Below are 16229 nucleotides of genomic sequence, written 5' to 3' on the forward strand. Positions count from 1 at the left end.
ACCGCGGCTTAAAAACTCATCGTAACCGCAGAAAACGCCAAGATAAGTCATATGCGTTCCCACGCTGAGCGTGGGAACGAGGGGTCGGTTGGGGTGAGCACGCTTTTGTGCCCACTCGGAAGCCTAGATATCTTCCTCATCAATCAGTGAGACCGTATTCATTCTGGCCGCGTAACGTTCAGCGTCCCCCCCACCCAGTTTGATCATCAGCCGCACCTCATTGGCCGAATCGGCATACAAAATAGCGTCTTCGTAGGTGATCTCGCCCTCGGTGTAGAGCTGGTAGAGTGCCTGATCGAAGGTGATCATACCTTGCTCCGTGGAACGTTTCATCAGCTCCTTCAGCTTATGTATCTCACCCTTGCGAATCAGATCGGAAGCCAGCGGAGTATTGATCAGGATCTCCACCACCGGTCGTCGACTCTTGCCATCCGGACGCCGAATCAGCTGCTGCGCAATGACGGCACGCAGATTCAGTGATAGGTCCATGAACACCTGGTCACGGCGATCTTCCGGGAAAAAGTTGATGATCCGATCCAGCGCCTGATTGGCATTGTTGGCGTGCAGGGTGGAGAGTACCAGATGACCGGTTTCGGCAAAGGCGATGGCATGCTCCATGGTTTCCCGGGTACGGATTTCGCCGATCAGGATGACATCCGGCGCCTGGCGCAGGGTATTCTTCAGCGCCACTTCATAGGATTCAGTATCGATGCCCACTTCGCGCTGGGTGATGATACAGCCATCGTGATTATGAATAAACTCGATCGGATCCTCGATGGTGATGATATGACCGGAGCTGTTGCGATTCCGATAACCCACCAGGGAAGCCAGCGAGGTGGATTTGCCGGTCCCCGTGGCCCCGACAAAAAACACGATACCGCGCTTGGCCAGCGCCAACTCTTTTAATACCGGGGGTAACAACAGATCCTGAATCTCCGGGATTCGCGTTTCGATACGCCTCAGCACCATTCCCACGGCATCCCGTTGCACGAAGGCGCTGACCCGAAAACGGCCGGCACCCTTGGAACTGACCGCAAAGTTGCACTCGTTGGTCTGGGAAAACTCTTCACGCTGAGCCGGCGACATAATGCTCATCACCAGTTCCCGGGACTGGTCATCGCTAAATTTGCTTTTGGCGACAGGCATAATGCGGCCGTTAACCTTGATGCAGGGCGGCATCCCCGCTGTGACAAAGAGGTCGGAGGCCTTCTTTTGGGCCATCAGGTTCAAAATCGCATTAAAATCCACTTTATCCTCGCTGCCGATTGATATCGGCTCCATCATTCACGAATGCATCAATTAACCGCTGAATATCTCTTTATTCATCGCCTTGGAGCGGGCATCCAAGCGACTGATCATGCCTTTTTTCACCAGTTCCTGCAGATGCTGATCCAGCGTCTGCATGCCGTGGGCCTGGCCGGTCTGGATCGCCGAGTACATCTGCGCCACTTTGTCTTCGCGGATCAGGTTACGAATGGCCGGAGTACCGACCATAATCTCCCACGCCGCGGTACGCCCACCCCCGACTTTCTTTAACAGGGTCTGGGCGATAACCGAACGTAGCGATTCGGACAACATGGAACGGACCATGGATTTTTCGCCGGCCGGAAACACGTCGATGATGCGGTCGATCGTCTTGGCGGCGGAACTGGTATGCAGGGTGCCGAAGACCAGATGTCCGGTCTCGGCCGCCGTCAATGCCAGGCGGATGGTTTCCAGGTCACGCAACTCACCCACCAGGATGATATCCGGATCTTCACGCAACGCCGAACGCAACGCCTCGGAAAAGCCCAGGGTATCCCGATGTACCTCGCGCTGGTTGATCAAACACTTTTTACTGGTATGCACAAACTCAATCGGGTCCTCGATGGTGAGAATGTGGGCATACTCCGTATCATTCTTGTAATCCATCATCGCGGCCAGCGTAGTGGATTTGCCCGACCCGGTCGGACCGGTCACCAGTACCAGCCCCCGGGGAACATTAACAATGTCCTTGAAGGTTTCAGGACACCCCAGATCTTCCAGGGTCAGCACTTTGGAGGGAATGGTACGAAAAACCGCCGATGCACCGCGATCCTGATTGAAGGCGTTGACACGAAAACGGGCCAGACCGGGAATCTCGAACGAGAAATCGGTCTCCAAAAACTCCTCGTAGTCCTTACGCTGCTTGTCGTTCATGATGTCGTAGACCAGACCATGAACGATTTTATGATCCAGTGCCGGCACATTGATGCGGCGAATATCCCCATCTACCCGAATCATCGGCGGCAATCCCGCCGAAATGTGCAAGTCCGAAGCCTCATGCTTGACGCTGAAGGCAAGCAGCTCAGCAATATCCATACACCCCGTCTCCCGTCATTCTGTTATCTGTATGGCACCCGTTTTCCGCTATCCCAGGCGCCTCCGCTTAGGGATTAGCGACCGCTATTGGGGAAACTGGCGTTTTTTTGTTTTAATACCCGGACTGCAACCGCACTCCGCGCTCACTCTACTTATTATAGACACACAGGCTGATCAAGATCATGTCCCCAATCCAGACCCGCCTCGAAGCGGTCCAACAGCAGATCCAGCAGGCAGAAGAGAAGTACCGTCGCGTCAGCGGATCGGTGCAACTGCTGGCCGTCAGCAAGACCCGTCCGGCCCAGGATATACTTCAAGCCGTTGCAGCGGGACAACGCCGCTTTGGCGAAAGTTACATACAGGAAGCGCTCGATAAAATCGAACAGCTCAGGGACAGCAATCTTGAGTGGCACTTCATTGGCAGGATACAGGGAAACAAGACCCGCGCCATAGCGGAAAACTTCGACTGGGTTCACAGTATCGACAGTCTGCGCCATATCAAACGTCTCAACGACCAACGCCCGACACAGCTGCCGCCCCTGAAAATCTGCCTGCAGATTAAAATCGATGATGAAGAGAGCAAGGCGGGCATGTCGATCGACGACGCCAGGCAACTGATCAAGCAGATGCCAAGCTTCCCAAGGCTGTCGCTGCAGGGGCTGATGACACTTCCGGCACCCTCTGAAACAGTGGAAGCGCAGCGGCGACCGTTCAGGTTACTGCGACAACTGCGTGACGAACTGGCGACTGAGACACTGCCGCTGGAGACACTCTCCATGGGCATGACGGATGACCTGGAAGCCGCTATCGCGGAGGGCTCAACGCTGGTACGTATAGGTACAGCTATATTTGGTCCGAGAAACTATGCTTAGGGAAGCCCTGATTAAAGCCATCCCTGGCTTTATCAGCGCACGAAAACAAAAAATGCGATTTTTCGTTTTCTTCATTTTCAATGGCTTACAGCCACCAAAACTGGCAGCACATCCCTGTACTACCAGAACCTCTGAATTAATCAGGGGTTCCTTAGACTTTGATTAGGAGCGATACCGAATCGGGATATATCAGCCGATCCGAATGCGCTAGGATATAGCCCCAGCCCATGGGGCTCACTCAAACAAGACATACAACCACTATGAGCGATACGAGCAGCAAGACCCTCACATTTATCGGTGCCGGTAACATGGCAACCAGTCTCATTGGCGGCCTGGTCGCCGATGGTTACGATCCCAAAAAAATCATCGCTAGCGATCCTGACAGCGGCAAACTGGCCGACCTTTCGGCGCGTTTCGGCATTCAGTCCGGCACCGACAATATCGACGCCATACGCCAGGCGGATGTGGTTGTGTTGGCGGTAAAACCACAAGCGCTCGAACAGCTTTGCCGCGACATACAAGCAGCCGTACAGCAACGCCACCCCCTGGTGGTTTCGATCGCCGCCGGTATTCGCGAAGCAGATATGCAAGCCTGGCTGGGGGGCGACATCGCGCTGGTACGTACCATGCCCAACACCCCGGCCATGCTGCAGGCGGGTGCCACCGTGCTCCATGCCGGAAGCGGCGTAACCGCCGCGCAAAGGGATTTGGCGGAATCGATTTTACGGGCGGTAGGCTTGACCCGTTGGGTCGACAACGAAGCCTTGATGGACATTGCCACCGCCCTATCCGGTAGTGGCCCGGCTTATTTTTTCCTGGTCATGGAAGCGATGGAGACAGCCGCCATCAGCAACGGCCTGGCCGCTGACACGGCCCGCCTGCTGACCATACAGACAGCCCTTGGCGCCGCCCGCATGGCCATAGAGAGCAGTGACGGCCCGGCTACCCTGAGACAAAAGGTCACCTCACCTGGTGGCACCACCGAACGGGCCCTGTCGATATTGGAACAGGGCAAACTCCGGGAGCTGTTCGGGGAGGCCATCGGCGGCGCCTGTGAACGCTCCAAAGAGCTGTCTGAAATGCTGGGGAATCACTGATGGGGAGCAATTACCTGACGGATCCCCTGGCGTTCCTGATCCAGGTAATCTTTGACCTGATGATCCTGGTGGTGATGCTTCGCTTCATTCTGCAACTGGTGCGGGCGGATTTCTACAACCCGATCTCCCAGTTTACCGTCAAGATGACCACCCCGCTGCTGCGCCCGCTACGGCGGGTTATCCCCGGTATCGGCGGTATCGACGTCGCCTCTATCATACTGATGTTCTTGCTTAAAACCCTCGAACTGACGCTGATCATGCTGGTTTCCGGCAAAGGCATGCAACCCCTGGCCGCCATGGCCTTCGCCATCCCCGAGCTGATCAGCTTGACCATCAATTTTTTCCTGTTCGCCATCCTCATCCAGGTGATACTCAGCTGGGTCAATCCGGGCCACTACAATCCCGCTAGCGCCTTGATCTACAGCATCACTGCCCCCTTGCTGCGGCCGGCCCAACGCTTGATTCCCCCGATCGGCGGCATTGATCTTTCACCCATGGCGGTGCTGGTGGGATTGCAACTGTTGAAGATGCTGTTGATCCCCCCGCTTCAGATGCTCACGACTAGCCTGTTGCTCTGACGATGGACCGGTATGACCTCGAGTACTGATTGGTACCGCTGGGAGGGGGAAGACCTGTTGCTGCAACTTCGGGTCCAACCGAGGGCCAGTAAGGACCAGTTCGTGGGGCCCTACGGTGACCAATACAAGGTGCGCATTACCGCCCCGCCGGTCGAAGGCAAGGCCAATGCACATCTGCAGCGATTTCTTGCCAAAGCCTTTGGCGTGGGCCGGGATCAGGTCAGCCTGATTAGCGGCGACAGCTGTAAAAACAAGGGATTTCGTATCCACCGACCGCAGAAATTCCCAATCTCCCTCACAAAACCGTCATAAAGATTAGCGGTTTATCTGTATTTTCAATGCAGTAGCCGTGAAACTGCCTATAATTTCTCGAAACTTCAGGCGACCCTGTAGTAAGATCGGCCAATGCAACAGAAGGAGCATCCTGTGGAGCGATCGCAACTGGAAACACAGTTGAAGGCTTACGAGCAGTGGAAGGCGGACATTATTCGTACGGTCAAGCTCTACTACAGTTGGCTGAGCAAGCACCGCTTGGCGACGGATGAGAGTGAGAAACGCATCCGTGACTGCCTGTCGTCACTCTATAGCGATCGACTCACCATCGCCTTCGTGGCGGAGTTTTCCCGCGGCAAGACTGAGCTGATCAACGCCATTTTCTTCTCCGACTTCGGGCGTCGTCTGCTCCCCTCCACGGCCGGTCGCACCACCATGTGTCCGACCGAGCTGTTCTACGACCAGCAGGCCGACCAAGCCTACGTGCGGTTGTTGCCGATTGAGACCCGACTGCAGGATACCAGCATCCGTGACCTGAAACGCAAACCGGCGCTCTGGGTGACTTACCCGCTGGATCTGGAATCGGCGGACCAGGTCGAGGATTGCCTGCAAGAGGTGATCAAAACCCGTAAAGTAACCCTGGCCGAAGCGGTGCGTCTGGGCATGTATGATCCGCAGCAGCACCCCAACCAGAGCCGACCACCCGACTTTGTCGAAATCCCCAAATGGCGTCATGCCCTGATCAGTTTCCCCCATCCGCTGTTGAAGCAGGGTCTGACCATCCTCGATACGCCGGGACTGAACGCCCTGGGCAGCGAACCGGAGCTAACGTTAAAAATGCTCCCCTCCGCCCAGGCGGTACTATTCGTGTTAGCCGCCGATGCCGGCGTCACCCGCAGCGACCTGGAGATGTGGCAAAACCATATCAAGGGCTTTCAGCGTAGCCGTCAGCGCGGCCTGATCGTGGTCCTGAACAAGATCGATACCCTTTGGGATGAGCTGCAGGATGCGACCAGCATCGATAACGCTATCAATCGCCAGTGCAATCACACCGCCCAAATACTGGGAGTGAATCGCAAGGCGATTTTTCCAGTATCGGCCCATAAAGGCCTGTTGGGCAAGATCAAGGGTGATGACAATCTGATGGAGCAGAGTCATCTGCTGAAACTGGAGCACTATCTCTCCAACGACATCCTCGATTCACGCCAAGAGATCATAAAGGATACGGTAACGGCGGAAATCAGCCAGATGGTTGAAAATACCCGCGGAATCGTCGCGACCAAGTTGAACGGCATCCAGTCACAGCTTGATGAGCTGCGCCAACTGAGCGGCAAAAGCCAGGACATGATCGAGCACATGATGACCAAGACCCGCACCGAGCAGGCGGACTACATGCGCAACGTCAACAGCTTTCAGGCCAGCCGCAAAATCCTGAAGGATCAAGCCAACACCCTACGGGATGCACTGGATCTGAAGAAACTGGAGCGTTCTATTACCGCCACCCATAACGCCATGGCGGATAACTGGACCACCCTCGGCCTCAAATCGAGCATGCGCTCTCTGTTCGATGACATGCGCGGCAATATGCAGATAGTGGTAGATCAGAGCGAACAGGCACGCAAGCTGATCCGCAGCATCTATCGGCGCTTCCAGAATGAGCACGGGTTTTCCGTAGTCCAGCCAAAGATGTTCTCCATCATGCGCTACCGGGTTGAACTGGAGATGCTCTATCAAGAGGCGGAAATCTTCCGTAAAAGTCCGGTTACCGCCATGACCGAGAAACACTTCGTGGTGAAGCGCTTCTTTGTCGCCATGGTCAGTCGGGCCAGGGACATCTTCTTCCAAGCCAGGCAAGAGGTGGACTCCTGGCTCAGCACCGCCCTGGAGCCCCTTACCTTCCAGATCCGTGAACACAAGGAACAGATGGAACGTCGCCTGTTGGATCTGCAGAAAATCAGCCGCTCCCGGGACACGCTGGAGTCGCGGGTAACAGAACTGGAGAATCAGCACAACGCGGTAGCCAAGCAGTTGACGATCTTGCGCAACATTCACAACACGCTCAACACCAGTTACCCGGTTGCCAAAACAACACGCCCCAAACCGAAACTGGTCTCGGCCAGAAAGAGCGCCGGTTAGCGGATCACCCTCACACCCTTAAGCGGAAACAAAGGCGACACGGGCATTTTCACAATAGGGGCTTTGGGTCTATTCTTAAAGACAGTACCCGTTCCATTCGACCCGTACCGTTTTACCCAAGAAGAGAGGCAGCACTATGCAACTCCGGATCTCTACCATTGCTTTCAGCCTGCTACTGCTATGCATCAGCACGTGGGCGATTGCTGAGAACAGCACCCGGACCAACGGCTACACCATCCACCACAACGCCATACCGACCGCTCTGCTAAGCCCGGATGTCGCCAGCAGTTACCGGATTGTGCGCAGCAAGTACCGTGGATTGTTGAACATCAGCGTCATCAAGGACGTGCCCAATACAACCGGCCAGCCGGTGACAGCCAAGGTGAGTGCCTATGCGTTGAATCTGATCGGCCGCCGACATGTGATTGACCTGCAGGAGATTCACGAAGGCGATGCCATTTATTACATCGGCGATTTTCCCATTGTCGACGGAGAGACCCTGACATTCTTCCTTGAGGTAACACCGGCCGGGAGCACAAACCCAATCTCTGCCACCTTGTCCCAGGACTTCTACATCGACTGAAATGGGCGACGTACTCCCCTTCAAAAAGATCCGCGCCAGCGAACGCCATAAAGGCAATACCCTCTGCCGCAACGGCCATCATAAATGGAAGCTGGATCAATCTCAGGTATTCGATGTCAAACAGGGTCGCCTGGTCAGCCGCTACCACTGTCGTCGCTGCGGTGCCACCCGCAATCAAGCGGAGTGACCACCTAAACAGTCACTTTCCCGGCAAACCCATACATCCCTCCAACCCGGCAAGAAACTTGGACAATCCCGGCGAGGTCTGAAACAATGCCTGCGCCATAAAAAGCTGTTGGAACTTAACTCTCTTATCCCCCACGATTCTCTTTATGCTGTTAGATATCGCTGCCATTATTACTGGTTTCACCCTGCTGGTCTGGGGGGCCGATCGTTTTGTCATCGGCGCTTCCGGCATTGCCAGCAATCTGGGATTGCCGCCGATGATCATCGGCCTGACCATCGTCGGCTTCGGCACGTCAGCCCCGGAGATCCTGGTTTCGGGCATGGCGGCCATGCAGGGTAACTCCGGACTGGCTATCGGTAACGCCCTCGGTTCCAACATTGCCAATATCGGATTGATATTGGGTGTTACCGCCTTAATCGCGCCTCTGAATGTGCAATCGCAGACGTTACGCCGGGAGTATCCCATCTTGTTGGCGGTCTGTATCGGCACGCTGTTGCTGATGCTGGATGGAACCCTCGGACGCATCGACGGCCTGATTCTGATCGCAGGACTGGTAGCCATGCTGATCGCCATGGTTAAGATCGGAAAGCGCAGCCTCGCCAGCGACCCGATAACGGCTGAAATTCTCGACGAATTGCCTGAGGCGATGAGTACTGGCAAAGCCATCTTCAATTTCTCCCTGGGCCTGGCCTTGCTGCTGTTCAGCTCCCGCATCCTGGTTTGGGGAGCCGTCAATATCGCCACCGCCTATGGCGTGAGCGACTTGGTGATAGGTCTGACTATCGTGGCACTCGGCACCAGCCTGCCGGAACTGGCAGCCAGCATCGCCAGTGCCTTGAAAAAAGAACACGACATCGCGATCGGCAATGTCATCGGCTCCAACATGTACAACCTGCTGGCGGTGTTGGCGGTGCCGGGATTGATCGCACCGGGCCCGTTCGACCCGCTGGTGCTGACCCGGGATATGCCGATGATGCTCGGCCTGACACTGGCGCTGTTTATTATCAGCTATGGTTTTGGCGGTGCCGGACGGATCAATCGATTTGAAGGAACCCTGTTGGTACTGGCTTTCGTCGCCTATCAAGGGGTACTCTTCATGCACTCTGAACCTGTCACGGCCGCTGAGCCAACGACAAATCCACAAACAATAGAGCGGCAACCCTCATGAAAAAGGACTGCAAACCCTCTGTCGAAGAGGCAGAAAAACTCCAAGCCCTGGGGCTAGCGGTAATTCGTAACGAAGCCGCCGCCATCCAGGCCCTGGCCGATCGAATCAATGGTGATTTTTCCCATGCTTGCGGCTTTATGTTGAATTGCGAGGGGCGCATTGTCGTGACCGGCATGGGTAAATCCGGCCATATCGGCAGTAAAATCGCTGCCACACTGGCCAGTACCGGTAGCCCGGCCTTTTTCGTGCATCCGGGAGAAGCCAGCCACGGCGACCTGGGGATGATCACCGGCAAGGACGTAGTACTCGCACTCTCCAACTCGGGAGAGACAGCCGAGCTGCTCACCATCCTGCCACTGATCAAACGACTGGGTGTTCCCTTGATCGCCATGACCGGCAACCCCCATTCCAACCTCGCCCAACAGTCCGATGTCCATCTAGACGTCAGCGTCAAACAGGAGGCGTGTCCGCTCAATCTGGCCCCCACCTCCAGCACCACCGCCACCCTGGCCATGGGGGATGCACTGGCCATCGCACTGCTGGAGGCTCGCGGCTTCACCGAGCAGGACTTTGCCCGCTCCCATCCCGGCGGTAGCCTGGGACGCCGACTCCTATTGCTGGTAAGCGACGTTATGGTCACGGGCGAACAGATACCCCAAGTATCGGACAAGGCCAACCTCAGGGACGCCCTACTGGAAATGACCAAAAAAGGACTGGGCATGACGGCGGTAACCGATGACCAGGGCCGTCTCAAGGGGATTTACACCGATGGCGATCTGCGACGCACCCTCGACCACCCGATCGACATACGCAACTGCCTGGTGGCCGACGTGATGACCCACGGCAGTACCACGGCCACCGCCGACATGTTGGCGGCAGAGGTGCTGAAGATCATGCAGGAGAAAAAAATCAATTCTCTGTTTATCGTCGATGACCAGCAGATACCGATTGGCGCCCTGAACATGCACTCCCTGCTGATGGCCGGTATTGTCTGACCCGGAGAGTCACGACAGCAACCCAATGAACGCCGTATGAAGGACAAGTAAGATGCAGGAGACATTAAACCGGGCGAAGCAGATTCGTTTAGTCATTTTTGATGTGGATGGGGTACTGACCGACAGCAGCCTCTATCTGGGAGATGATGGCCAAGAGTACAAGGCATTCAACTCCAAAGACGGCCTCGGCATGAAGCTACTGCAAAAAAGCGGCATCGAGATAGGTATTATTACTGGTCGCACTTCCAATGTAGTCGCCCTGCGCATGGAGAGTCTGGGCATCGAACACGTTTTCCAGGGCCAACGCCACAAAGTGCCCGCTTTTGAAGCGTTGCGGGACAAGCTGGGCCTGCGTAATGAACAGATCGCCTATGTGGGTGACGACGTGGTAGACCTGCCCGTCATGCGCCAGGTCGGGTTGGCCATCACGGTACAGGACGCCCATCAGCTGGCGAAAGCGCATGCCCACTGGCAGACCCAGGCGGCAGGCGGACACGGGGCTGCACGGGAAATTTGCGAAATGCTGATGGCAGCACAGGGCACCCTGGAGCAGGCGTATGAGAAGTATCTGCGCTGATACTATCCACGCACTGGCATCATTGAAGAGGCATCACGCTTGATGATCGAACAGCGAAATCTGGTGATTGGCGGCCTACTGCTGGCACTGGTGGGCGGCACGCTCTGGCTCGCCCGGCAAAGTTCACTGGACGAATCATCACACGCCGCCCAGGAACACCGTGCCGACTATTACCTGGAAGGTGTCGACTCCACTATGATGGATCTCTCCGGTCGCCCCGGGAAGCGCCTGGTTGCGGAACGGTTGACCCACTTCATGGATGATGACAGTACCGAGCTCCTCCAACCCAGACTGACACTTTACGATCTGGACCGCCCCCCCTGGCGCGTCGTATCGGAGACCGGCTGGCTATCCGGAGACGGAGAGGTGCTTCTTTTGCAGGGTGCGGTTAAAATTGACCGTTCTGCGGCTCCGGGAGTAAGGCCGTTGCATATCAGGACCCGTGATCTGCGCGTGCAACCGCGGGACAACTATGTGGAGACGGATGCCCAGGTCAATGCGCGCAGCAATGCAGACCGCATCGACGCCAAAGGCATGCAGATTTGGCTGCAGCAGCCGATCCGAATCAAACTACTAGCCAATGTACGAGGACGCTATGAAGTCAATCCCTAAGCCCCATCACACTGGCCGCCGGTGGTTCGCCCTTGCCCTGATGCTGATCCTGCCAGGACTGACCAGCGCCCTGCAGTCGGACAAGGATCAGCCTATCTATATCGAAGCGGATGGCGTAGACATCGACGACCGCAGCGGTATCAGCACCTATAAAGGTAATGTGGTACTGACACAGGGAAGTATTATCCTTAAGGCGGACAAAGTCACCGTTACCCAGCGTAAGGAGCAGAATGATCAGATTGAGGCCGTCGGAAACCCGGTCACCTTTCAACAAGACACCGAGGGCGACAAGGGAACGATCAAGGGTCGAGCAAAAAAGGCCGAATACTTCGCCAACAGTGAAATCATCAATATGACCGGCGATGCCGTGCTCACTCAGGGCAAGGACACCTTTAAAAGCGACCGGATCATTTACGACCGCGCACGGGCCGTGGTCAAGGCCGGCACCAGCGCCAAGGGTAAAGAGCGTGTCAAGGTAACCATCGGCGGTAAAAAGTAACTCACCGATGACTGTCTTAACTGCCGAAAATCTGGCGAAACATTATCGCCGCCGCGCCGTCGTGAACGGTGTTTCACTCAATCTCTCCAGCGGAGAGGTGGTCGGATTACTGGGCCCCAACGGCGCCGGTAAAACCACCTGCTTCTATATGATAGCCGGGCTGGTGCCGTCGGAAGGGGGAACCATCAAGATAGATGGACACGACATCACGGCCCTGCCTATGCATGCCCGGGCCCGCCTCGGGCTGGGTTATCTGGCCCAGGAACCGTCTATATTCCGAAAGCTAACCGTCTTCAACAACATCTTCGCCATACTCGAGACCCGCAAAGATCTGGATCGACCGGAAAAGATCGAGGCTTGTGAAGCCTTGCTGGTGGATTTTAATCTCACCCATCTGCGCAACAACCAGGCGATGAGCCTCTCCGGAGGTGAGCGGCGGCGCCTCGAGATCGCCCGCTCGCTCGCCATGGAGCCGCGCTTTATCCTGCTGGATGAACCCTTTGCCGGCATCGACCCCATCTCGGTCAAGGATATCCAGAACATCATCCGGGAGCTCTCTGCCCGCGGCATCGGTATACTGATAACCGACCACAACGTGCGGGAAACGCTGGGAATCTGCCAGCGCGCCTATATCATCAGCGAGGGGAAGGTGCTGGCCGAGGGCGAACCGGAGCAGATTTTGGCCAACGAGGAAGTCCGTTCGGTCTATTTGGGAAAAGAGTTCAGTTTATAACCAATCGACTTAGGTTTGATTCACAGCAACAAAGCATTTTCTCCTTGTGCGCCTGTTCGCTTTTTACGCTAGAATGAAGCTGTGAAAAACATACAAATTACGTACCAGATCTAGATAACCGCATGAAGCAAACGCTCCAGCTTCGACTTGGCCAGCATCTCACCATGACGCCGCAATTGCAGCAGGCCATACGGTTGCTGCAGCTTTCGACCCTGGATCTCAAGCAGGAGATCCAGGAAGCGCTGGATTCCAACCTGATGTTGGAGACCGAAGAGGACAACAGCGCGCGGGAAGACGCCCGCCGCAACGAACAGCAAAGCGTTATTGAGCGGCTCAATGGCGATGGCTTGAAAGGGGATAAAGCCACCAGCAACGACCTCAATAACGAAAAAGAGATCAACGGCGAGGCAAACTCCATGCCGGAAGATCTGCCGGTGGACAGCGGCTGGGATGATGTATACGACAGCGCGCTCCCTCCCTCTTCCGGGCTCGCCTCGCGGGGAGACTCGGGTGACAATGACTACCTCTCCCAGCGCCGCAGTGCACGCACCCTCTACGACTATCTCACCTGGCAGTTAAACCTGACGCCGTTCAGCGATCTGGATCGCGAGATTGCCGTCTCCATCATCGACGGCATCGATGAGGATGGCTACCTGCGAATGGAACTGGAGGAGATACTCGACAGCATGGCCGCTCAAGAGGTCGAGTTGGATGAGATTGAAGCGGTACTGCACCGAATTCAACAATTCGATCCACCAGGGGTGGGCGCACGCAATCTGCAGGAGTGCTTGCTGATCCAACTGCGTCAACTTCCGGAGCCCCATCCGGCCATGGCGCTCACCACCCGCCTGATCAGCGATCACTTTGAGCTTTTGGCCCAGCAGGATCATAACCAGATCAAGCGCAAGCTGAAGATCGATGATGACACGCTGAAATCGATCAACCAGTTGATCCGTTCGCTAATACCGCGCCCAGGCAGCCTGGTGGCCGAAACTGAACCCCAATACGTCATTCCAGATGTCTTCGTGACGCGCCGGGATGGCACATGGCACGTGGACCTGAATGCCGAAGCGGCGCCCAAACTCAGGGTCAATCCGGAATATGCGCGACTGATCCGCCGTGCCGACAACAGCGATGACAACAACTATCTGAAGAATCATCTTCAGGAAGCGCGCTGGTTTATCAAAAGCCTGATGAGCCGCAACGAAACACTGTTAAGGGTGGCGACCAAGATTGTCGAACTGCAGCGGGGGTTCTTCGAACACGGCGAAGAGGCGATGAAACCGTTGGTGCTAAGGGATATCGCCGAAGCCCTGGAACTGCACGAATCCACCATTTCACGGGTCACCACACAAAAATATATGCATACCCCCCGGGGTACGCTCGAGTTCAAATATTTTTTCTCCAGTCATGTCAGCACGGCTGGAGGCGGAGAGTGTTCCGCCACCGCGATACGCGCACTGATCAAAAAACTGGTCGCTGCCGAGAAGCCGAACAAGCCTCTCAGCGACAACAAATTGGCGAGCATACTCGCCGATCAGGGCATTCAGGTCGCACGGCGGACGGTAGCAAAATACCGCGAGTCTATGGCGATACCGCCATCAAACGAGCGCAAGCGCCTCGTCTAGAGGCCAGTAACCAAGGAGCAAATCATGCAAATCAGCATCACCGGTCACCATGTGGACATCACCGAAGCCATGCGCAATTATGTCGAGACAAAGTTCGAACGTTTGGAGCGACACTTTGACCATGTCACCAAAATCCATGTCATTCTGAGTGTCGAGAAGCTGCGCCAAAAGGCCGAAGCCACACTCCACGTGAATGGCGCCGATGTCTTTGCAGACTGTGTAGAAGAAGATATGTATGCCGCCATCGATGGTCTGGTGGACAAAGTCGACCGACAGGTCAAAAAACTCAAGGAGAAGAGTACCAATCACCGCAATGGTGTAGGCATGAAAGGAATCGATCCTGCCAACGCTGAAATCTAATCAACAGGCAAAACCATGTTTCCCGCAAATTTCATAAATGCCGAACGCATCAGCGTGGCGAATCCGGCTGCTAGTAAAAAGCGCATACTCGAAGAGATAGCAGGCCTGCTGGCAACGGCCTCGGAGGAGCTAAATCAGGGCACGGTGTTCGACAAACTGCTCGAGCGGGAACGATTAGGCAGCACCGGGCTGGGGCATGGCATCGCCCTGCCTCACGCCCGCGTAGCCGGCGTCACCGAAGCACGTGGCGCTTTCATTCAACTCCAGTCAGGCGCCGATTTTGACGCCATCGATCAAAAACCGGTGGATCTGGTTTTCGGCCTCCTGGTCCCCGAAGAGGCAACCGAAGAACATCTGCAGCTTTTGGCAAAACTGGCTACCCTGTTCAGTGACGAAACATTCTGTCAGCGCCTGCGTAAAAGCCAAGACAGGGAGGCACTGCTGCAGGCATTCATACAACAGGAGCCCATACCGAAAAGCGCCAACGGCTGATCTGTCACCCACCTTAGAAGGATCTCTGTTATCGCTGCAGGAAGACACGCCCTAACTACCCAAAGGTGTAAACAGAGGTAACGGAGACCCTATGAAGTTGGCCATCATCACCGGACTTTCAGGTTCTGGAAAAAGCGTCGCACTGCACACCCTGGAAGATGAGGGCTACTATTGCATCGACAACCTGCCCGTTTTCCTGCTCCCCGCATTGGCGGGCGAGCTGGTCAACAGACAGGACAAACGCTTTGAATTGGTCGCCATCAGTATTGACGCGCGCAATGCGCCGGCCGAGTTCGAGAGTATCGCCAACCTGCTGCAACCGCTGAAGACACAGAAAATCCGCTACGAGGTGATATTCCTGGAGGCGCAGGACGAAACGCTGATTAAACGCTTCAGCGAAACCCGCCGCCGACATCCGCTGACCGGTGGTGCCAGGCCGTTGGCGGAGGCGATCAGCTACGAGCGGAAGTTGATGGCACCGTTTCTCAATGTCGCCGATATCCGCATCGACACCAGCCAAACCAACCTGCATGAGCTGCGGCACATCATTCGCTCCCGTATCACTGAACGGCTGGATACAAAAATATCCCTCCTGTTTCAATCCTTCGGCTACAAACAGGGAGTCCCGCGAGACGCCGACTTTGTCTACGACGCCCGCTGTCTGCCTAATCCCCACTGGCAACCCGAACTGCGCCAACTAACGGGTAAGGATGATGCCGTGCAACGTTTCCTGGGAGAAAGCGGCGACGTGCAGCGATACAAAGAGGACCTGATTCGTTTTCTGGAGCAGTGGATCCCCTGCTTTGAAGCCGAAGGACGCAGTTACTTGACCATTGCTATCGGCTGCACCGGCGGACAGCACCGTTCCGTCTACCTGGTGGAACAACTGGCAACCCATTTCCGCACCTGTGGCAGACAGATTCAGACCCGTCATCGTGACCTGCCCCGGGAATCAGCCCCGGAGCGATAATCGGCCAGGAATATAAGGCGGCCGTAGACCCCACCGCATGGCTGAAAGCCGGCCCCTATTTCCATTCAAAATAATAAAAATATATTTCCCACCATGGGAGCGGACAAACTATCTGAACGACTACCCGGC

19 protein-coding genes are annotated in these 16229 nt (G+C 55.8%); 17 read left to right on the forward strand and 2 right to left on the reverse strand.

What is annotated here, in order from left to right; all coding sequences use genetic code 11:
• Positions 1-123: 123 nt before the first annotated feature.
• A complete protein-coding gene (locus ACQY5R_RS10825) occupies positions 124-1284 on the reverse strand; it encodes a PilT/PilU family type 4a pilus ATPase (protein WP_428608085.1) in 1161 nt (386 codons plus the stop codon).
• 15 nt (positions 1285-1299) lie between these two features.
• Complete coding sequence (locus ACQY5R_RS10830) at positions 1300-2340, reverse strand: type IV pilus twitching motility protein PilT (protein WP_428608087.1); 1041 nt, start codon at positions 2338-2340, stop codon at positions 1300-1302.
• A 182-nt stretch (positions 2341-2522) separates the two neighbouring features.
• Here ACQY5R_RS10830 and ACQY5R_RS10835 point away from each other — a divergent pair, with 182 nt between their 5' ends.
• From ACQY5R_RS10835 to rapZ, 17 genes are all read left to right on the forward strand, one after another.
• Positions 2523-3212 carry a YggS family pyridoxal phosphate-dependent enzyme gene (locus ACQY5R_RS10835; protein ID WP_428608089.1) on the forward strand — a complete coding sequence of 230 codons (690 nt, stop codon included), beginning with the start codon at positions 2523-2525 and terminating at the stop codon, positions 3210-3212.
• A gap of 260 nt (positions 3213-3472) precedes the next feature.
• The gene (proC, locus tag ACQY5R_RS10840) at positions 3473-4309 is read left to right on the forward strand and encodes a pyrroline-5-carboxylate reductase (protein ID WP_428608091.1); all 837 of its coding nucleotides are present in this window, start codon (positions 3473-3475) and stop codon (positions 4307-4309) included.
• The gene (locus ACQY5R_RS10845; protein ID WP_428608094.1) at positions 4309-4887 is read left to right on the forward strand and encodes a YggT family protein; all 579 of its coding nucleotides are present in this window, start codon (positions 4309-4311) and stop codon (positions 4885-4887) included. The genes proC and ACQY5R_RS10845 overlap by 1 nt, the downstream gene beginning before the upstream one ends.
• 12 nt (positions 4888-4899) lie before the next feature.
• A complete protein-coding gene (locus ACQY5R_RS10850) occupies positions 4900-5199 on the forward strand; it encodes a DUF167 family protein (protein WP_428608097.1) in 300 nt (99 codons plus the stop codon).
• Between the two features lie 93 nt (positions 5200-5292).
• Positions 5293-7296, forward strand: a complete 2004-nt coding sequence (locus ACQY5R_RS10855) for a dynamin family protein (protein ID WP_428608099.1) — start codon at positions 5293-5295, stop codon at positions 7294-7296.
• A gap of 136 nt (positions 7297-7432) precedes the next feature.
• The gene (locus ACQY5R_RS10860) at positions 7433-7879 is read left to right on the forward strand and encodes a DUF4426 domain-containing protein (RefSeq protein ID WP_428608102.1); all 447 of its coding nucleotides are present in this window, start codon (positions 7433-7435) and stop codon (positions 7877-7879) included.
• Position 7880: 1 nt separating this feature from the next.
• Positions 7881-8066 carry a hypothetical protein gene (locus tag ACQY5R_RS10865; protein WP_428608105.1) on the forward strand — a complete coding sequence of 62 codons (186 nt, stop codon included), beginning with the start codon at positions 7881-7883 and terminating at the stop codon, positions 8064-8066.
• 145 nt (positions 8067-8211) lie between these two features.
• A complete protein-coding gene (locus tag ACQY5R_RS10870; protein ID WP_428608107.1) occupies positions 8212-9234 on the forward strand; it encodes a calcium/sodium antiporter in 1023 nt (340 codons plus the stop codon).
• Entirely contained in the window at positions 9231-10229 is a 999-nt protein-coding gene (locus ACQY5R_RS10875; protein WP_428608110.1) for a KpsF/GutQ family sugar-phosphate isomerase, read from the forward strand. The genes ACQY5R_RS10870 and ACQY5R_RS10875 overlap by 4 nt, the downstream gene beginning before the upstream one ends.
• 52 nt (positions 10230-10281) lie before the next feature.
• On the forward strand, positions 10282-10806 hold the full coding sequence (gene kdsC / locus ACQY5R_RS10880) for a 3-deoxy-manno-octulosonate-8-phosphatase KdsC (protein ID WP_428608113.1): 525 nt from the start codon (positions 10282-10284) through the stop codon (positions 10804-10806).
• A 42-nt stretch (positions 10807-10848) separates the two neighbouring features.
• Positions 10849-11418 carry an LPS export ABC transporter periplasmic protein LptC gene (gene lptC / locus ACQY5R_RS10885; protein WP_428608115.1) on the forward strand — a complete coding sequence of 190 codons (570 nt, stop codon included), beginning with the start codon at positions 10849-10851 and terminating at the stop codon, positions 11416-11418.
• The gene (gene lptA, locus ACQY5R_RS10890; protein ID WP_428608117.1) at positions 11402-11917 is read left to right on the forward strand and encodes a lipopolysaccharide transport periplasmic protein LptA; all 516 of its coding nucleotides are present in this window, start codon (positions 11402-11404) and stop codon (positions 11915-11917) included. The genes lptC and lptA overlap by 17 nt, the downstream gene beginning before the upstream one ends.
• Before the next feature lie 7 nt (positions 11918-11924).
• On the forward strand, positions 11925-12650 hold the full coding sequence (gene lptB, locus ACQY5R_RS10895; RefSeq protein WP_428608120.1) for an LPS export ABC transporter ATP-binding protein: 726 nt from the start codon (positions 11925-11927) through the stop codon (positions 12648-12650).
• A 122-nt stretch (positions 12651-12772) separates the two neighbouring features.
• Positions 12773-14278 carry an RNA polymerase factor sigma-54 gene (locus ACQY5R_RS10900; protein WP_428608122.1) on the forward strand — a complete coding sequence of 502 codons (1506 nt, stop codon included), beginning with the start codon at positions 12773-12775 and terminating at the stop codon, positions 14276-14278.
• A gap of 24 nt (positions 14279-14302) precedes the next feature.
• Positions 14303-14638 (forward strand): ribosome hibernation-promoting factor, HPF/YfiA family, encoded by a 336-nt coding sequence (hpf, locus tag ACQY5R_RS10905; RefSeq protein WP_428608125.1) that lies wholly within the window; start codon positions 14303-14305, stop codon positions 14636-14638.
• Between the two features lie 15 nt (positions 14639-14653).
• Positions 14654-15130, forward strand: a complete 477-nt coding sequence (gene ptsN / locus ACQY5R_RS10910; RefSeq protein ID WP_428608127.1) for a PTS IIA-like nitrogen regulatory protein PtsN — start codon at positions 14654-14656, stop codon at positions 15128-15130.
• A 91-nt stretch (positions 15131-15221) separates the two neighbouring features.
• Positions 15222-16100: an RNase adapter RapZ gene (gene rapZ / locus ACQY5R_RS10915; RefSeq protein WP_428608130.1), complete on the forward strand. Its 879-nt coding sequence runs from the start codon at positions 15222-15224 to the stop codon at positions 16098-16100.
• Positions 16101-16229: the final 129 nt, after the last annotated feature.

The sequence above is a fragment of the Sedimenticola sp. genome, from assembly GCF_050289425.1.
Lineage (GTDB): Bacteria > Pseudomonadota > Gammaproteobacteria > Chromatiales > Chromatiaceae > Sedimenticola.

What these genes read in the sequence shown, in the direction of transcription:
- ACQY5R_RS10835 (WP_428608089.1), top strand. Translation starts at nt 2,523, where the DNA reads ATGTCCCCAATCCAGACCCGCCTCGAAGCGGTCCAACAGCAGATCCAG.
- lptA (WP_428608117.1), top strand. Translation starts at nt 11,402, where the DNA reads ATGAAGTCAATCCCTAAGCCCCATCACACTGGCCGCCGGTGGTTCGCC.
- kdsC (WP_428608113.1), top strand. Translation starts at nt 10,282, where the DNA reads ATGCAGGAGACATTAAACCGGGCGAAGCAGATTCGTTTAGTCATTTTT.
- ACQY5R_RS10845 (WP_428608094.1), top strand. Translation starts at nt 4,309, where the DNA reads ATGGGGAGCAATTACCTGACGGATCCCCTGGCGTTCCTGATCCAGGTA.
- ACQY5R_RS10875 (WP_428608110.1), top strand. Translation starts at nt 9,231, where the DNA reads ATGAAAAAGGACTGCAAACCCTCTGTCGAAGAGGCAGAAAAACTCCAA.
- ACQY5R_RS10870 (WP_428608107.1), top strand. Translation starts at nt 8,212, where the DNA reads ATGCTGTTAGATATCGCTGCCATTATTACTGGTTTCACCCTGCTGGTC.
- ACQY5R_RS10855 (WP_428608099.1), top strand. Translation starts at nt 5,293, where the DNA reads ATGCAACAGAAGGAGCATCCTGTGGAGCGATCGCAACTGGAAACACAG.
- rapZ (WP_428608130.1), top strand. Translation starts at nt 15,222, where the DNA reads ATGAAGTTGGCCATCATCACCGGACTTTCAGGTTCTGGAAAAAGCGTC.
- ACQY5R_RS10900 (WP_428608122.1), top strand. Translation starts at nt 12,773, where the DNA reads ATGAAGCAAACGCTCCAGCTTCGACTTGGCCAGCATCTCACCATGACG.
- ACQY5R_RS10830 (WP_428608087.1), bottom strand. Translation starts at nt 2,340, where the DNA reads ATGGATATTGCTGAGCTGCTTGCCTTCAGCGTCAAGCATGAGGCTTCG.
- lptC (WP_428608115.1), top strand. Translation starts at nt 10,849, where the DNA reads ATGATCGAACAGCGAAATCTGGTGATTGGCGGCCTACTGCTGGCACTG.
- ACQY5R_RS10860 (WP_428608102.1), top strand. Translation starts at nt 7,433, where the DNA reads ATGCAACTCCGGATCTCTACCATTGCTTTCAGCCTGCTACTGCTATGC.
- hpf (WP_428608125.1), top strand. Translation starts at nt 14,303, where the DNA reads ATGCAAATCAGCATCACCGGTCACCATGTGGACATCACCGAAGCCATG.
- ACQY5R_RS10865 (WP_428608105.1), top strand. Translation starts at nt 7,881, where the DNA reads ATGGGCGACGTACTCCCCTTCAAAAAGATCCGCGCCAGCGAACGCCAT.
- ACQY5R_RS10850 (WP_428608097.1), top strand. Translation starts at nt 4,900, where the DNA reads ATGACCTCGAGTACTGATTGGTACCGCTGGGAGGGGGAAGACCTGTTG.
- ACQY5R_RS10825 (WP_428608085.1), bottom strand. Translation starts at nt 1,284, where the DNA reads ATGATGGAGCCGATATCAATCGGCAGCGAGGATAAAGTGGATTTTAAT.
- proC (WP_428608091.1), top strand. Translation starts at nt 3,473, where the DNA reads ATGAGCGATACGAGCAGCAAGACCCTCACATTTATCGGTGCCGGTAAC.
- ptsN (WP_428608127.1), top strand. Translation starts at nt 14,654, where the DNA reads ATGTTTCCCGCAAATTTCATAAATGCCGAACGCATCAGCGTGGCGAAT.
- lptB (WP_428608120.1), top strand. Translation starts at nt 11,925, where the DNA reads ATGACTGTCTTAACTGCCGAAAATCTGGCGAAACATTATCGCCGCCGC.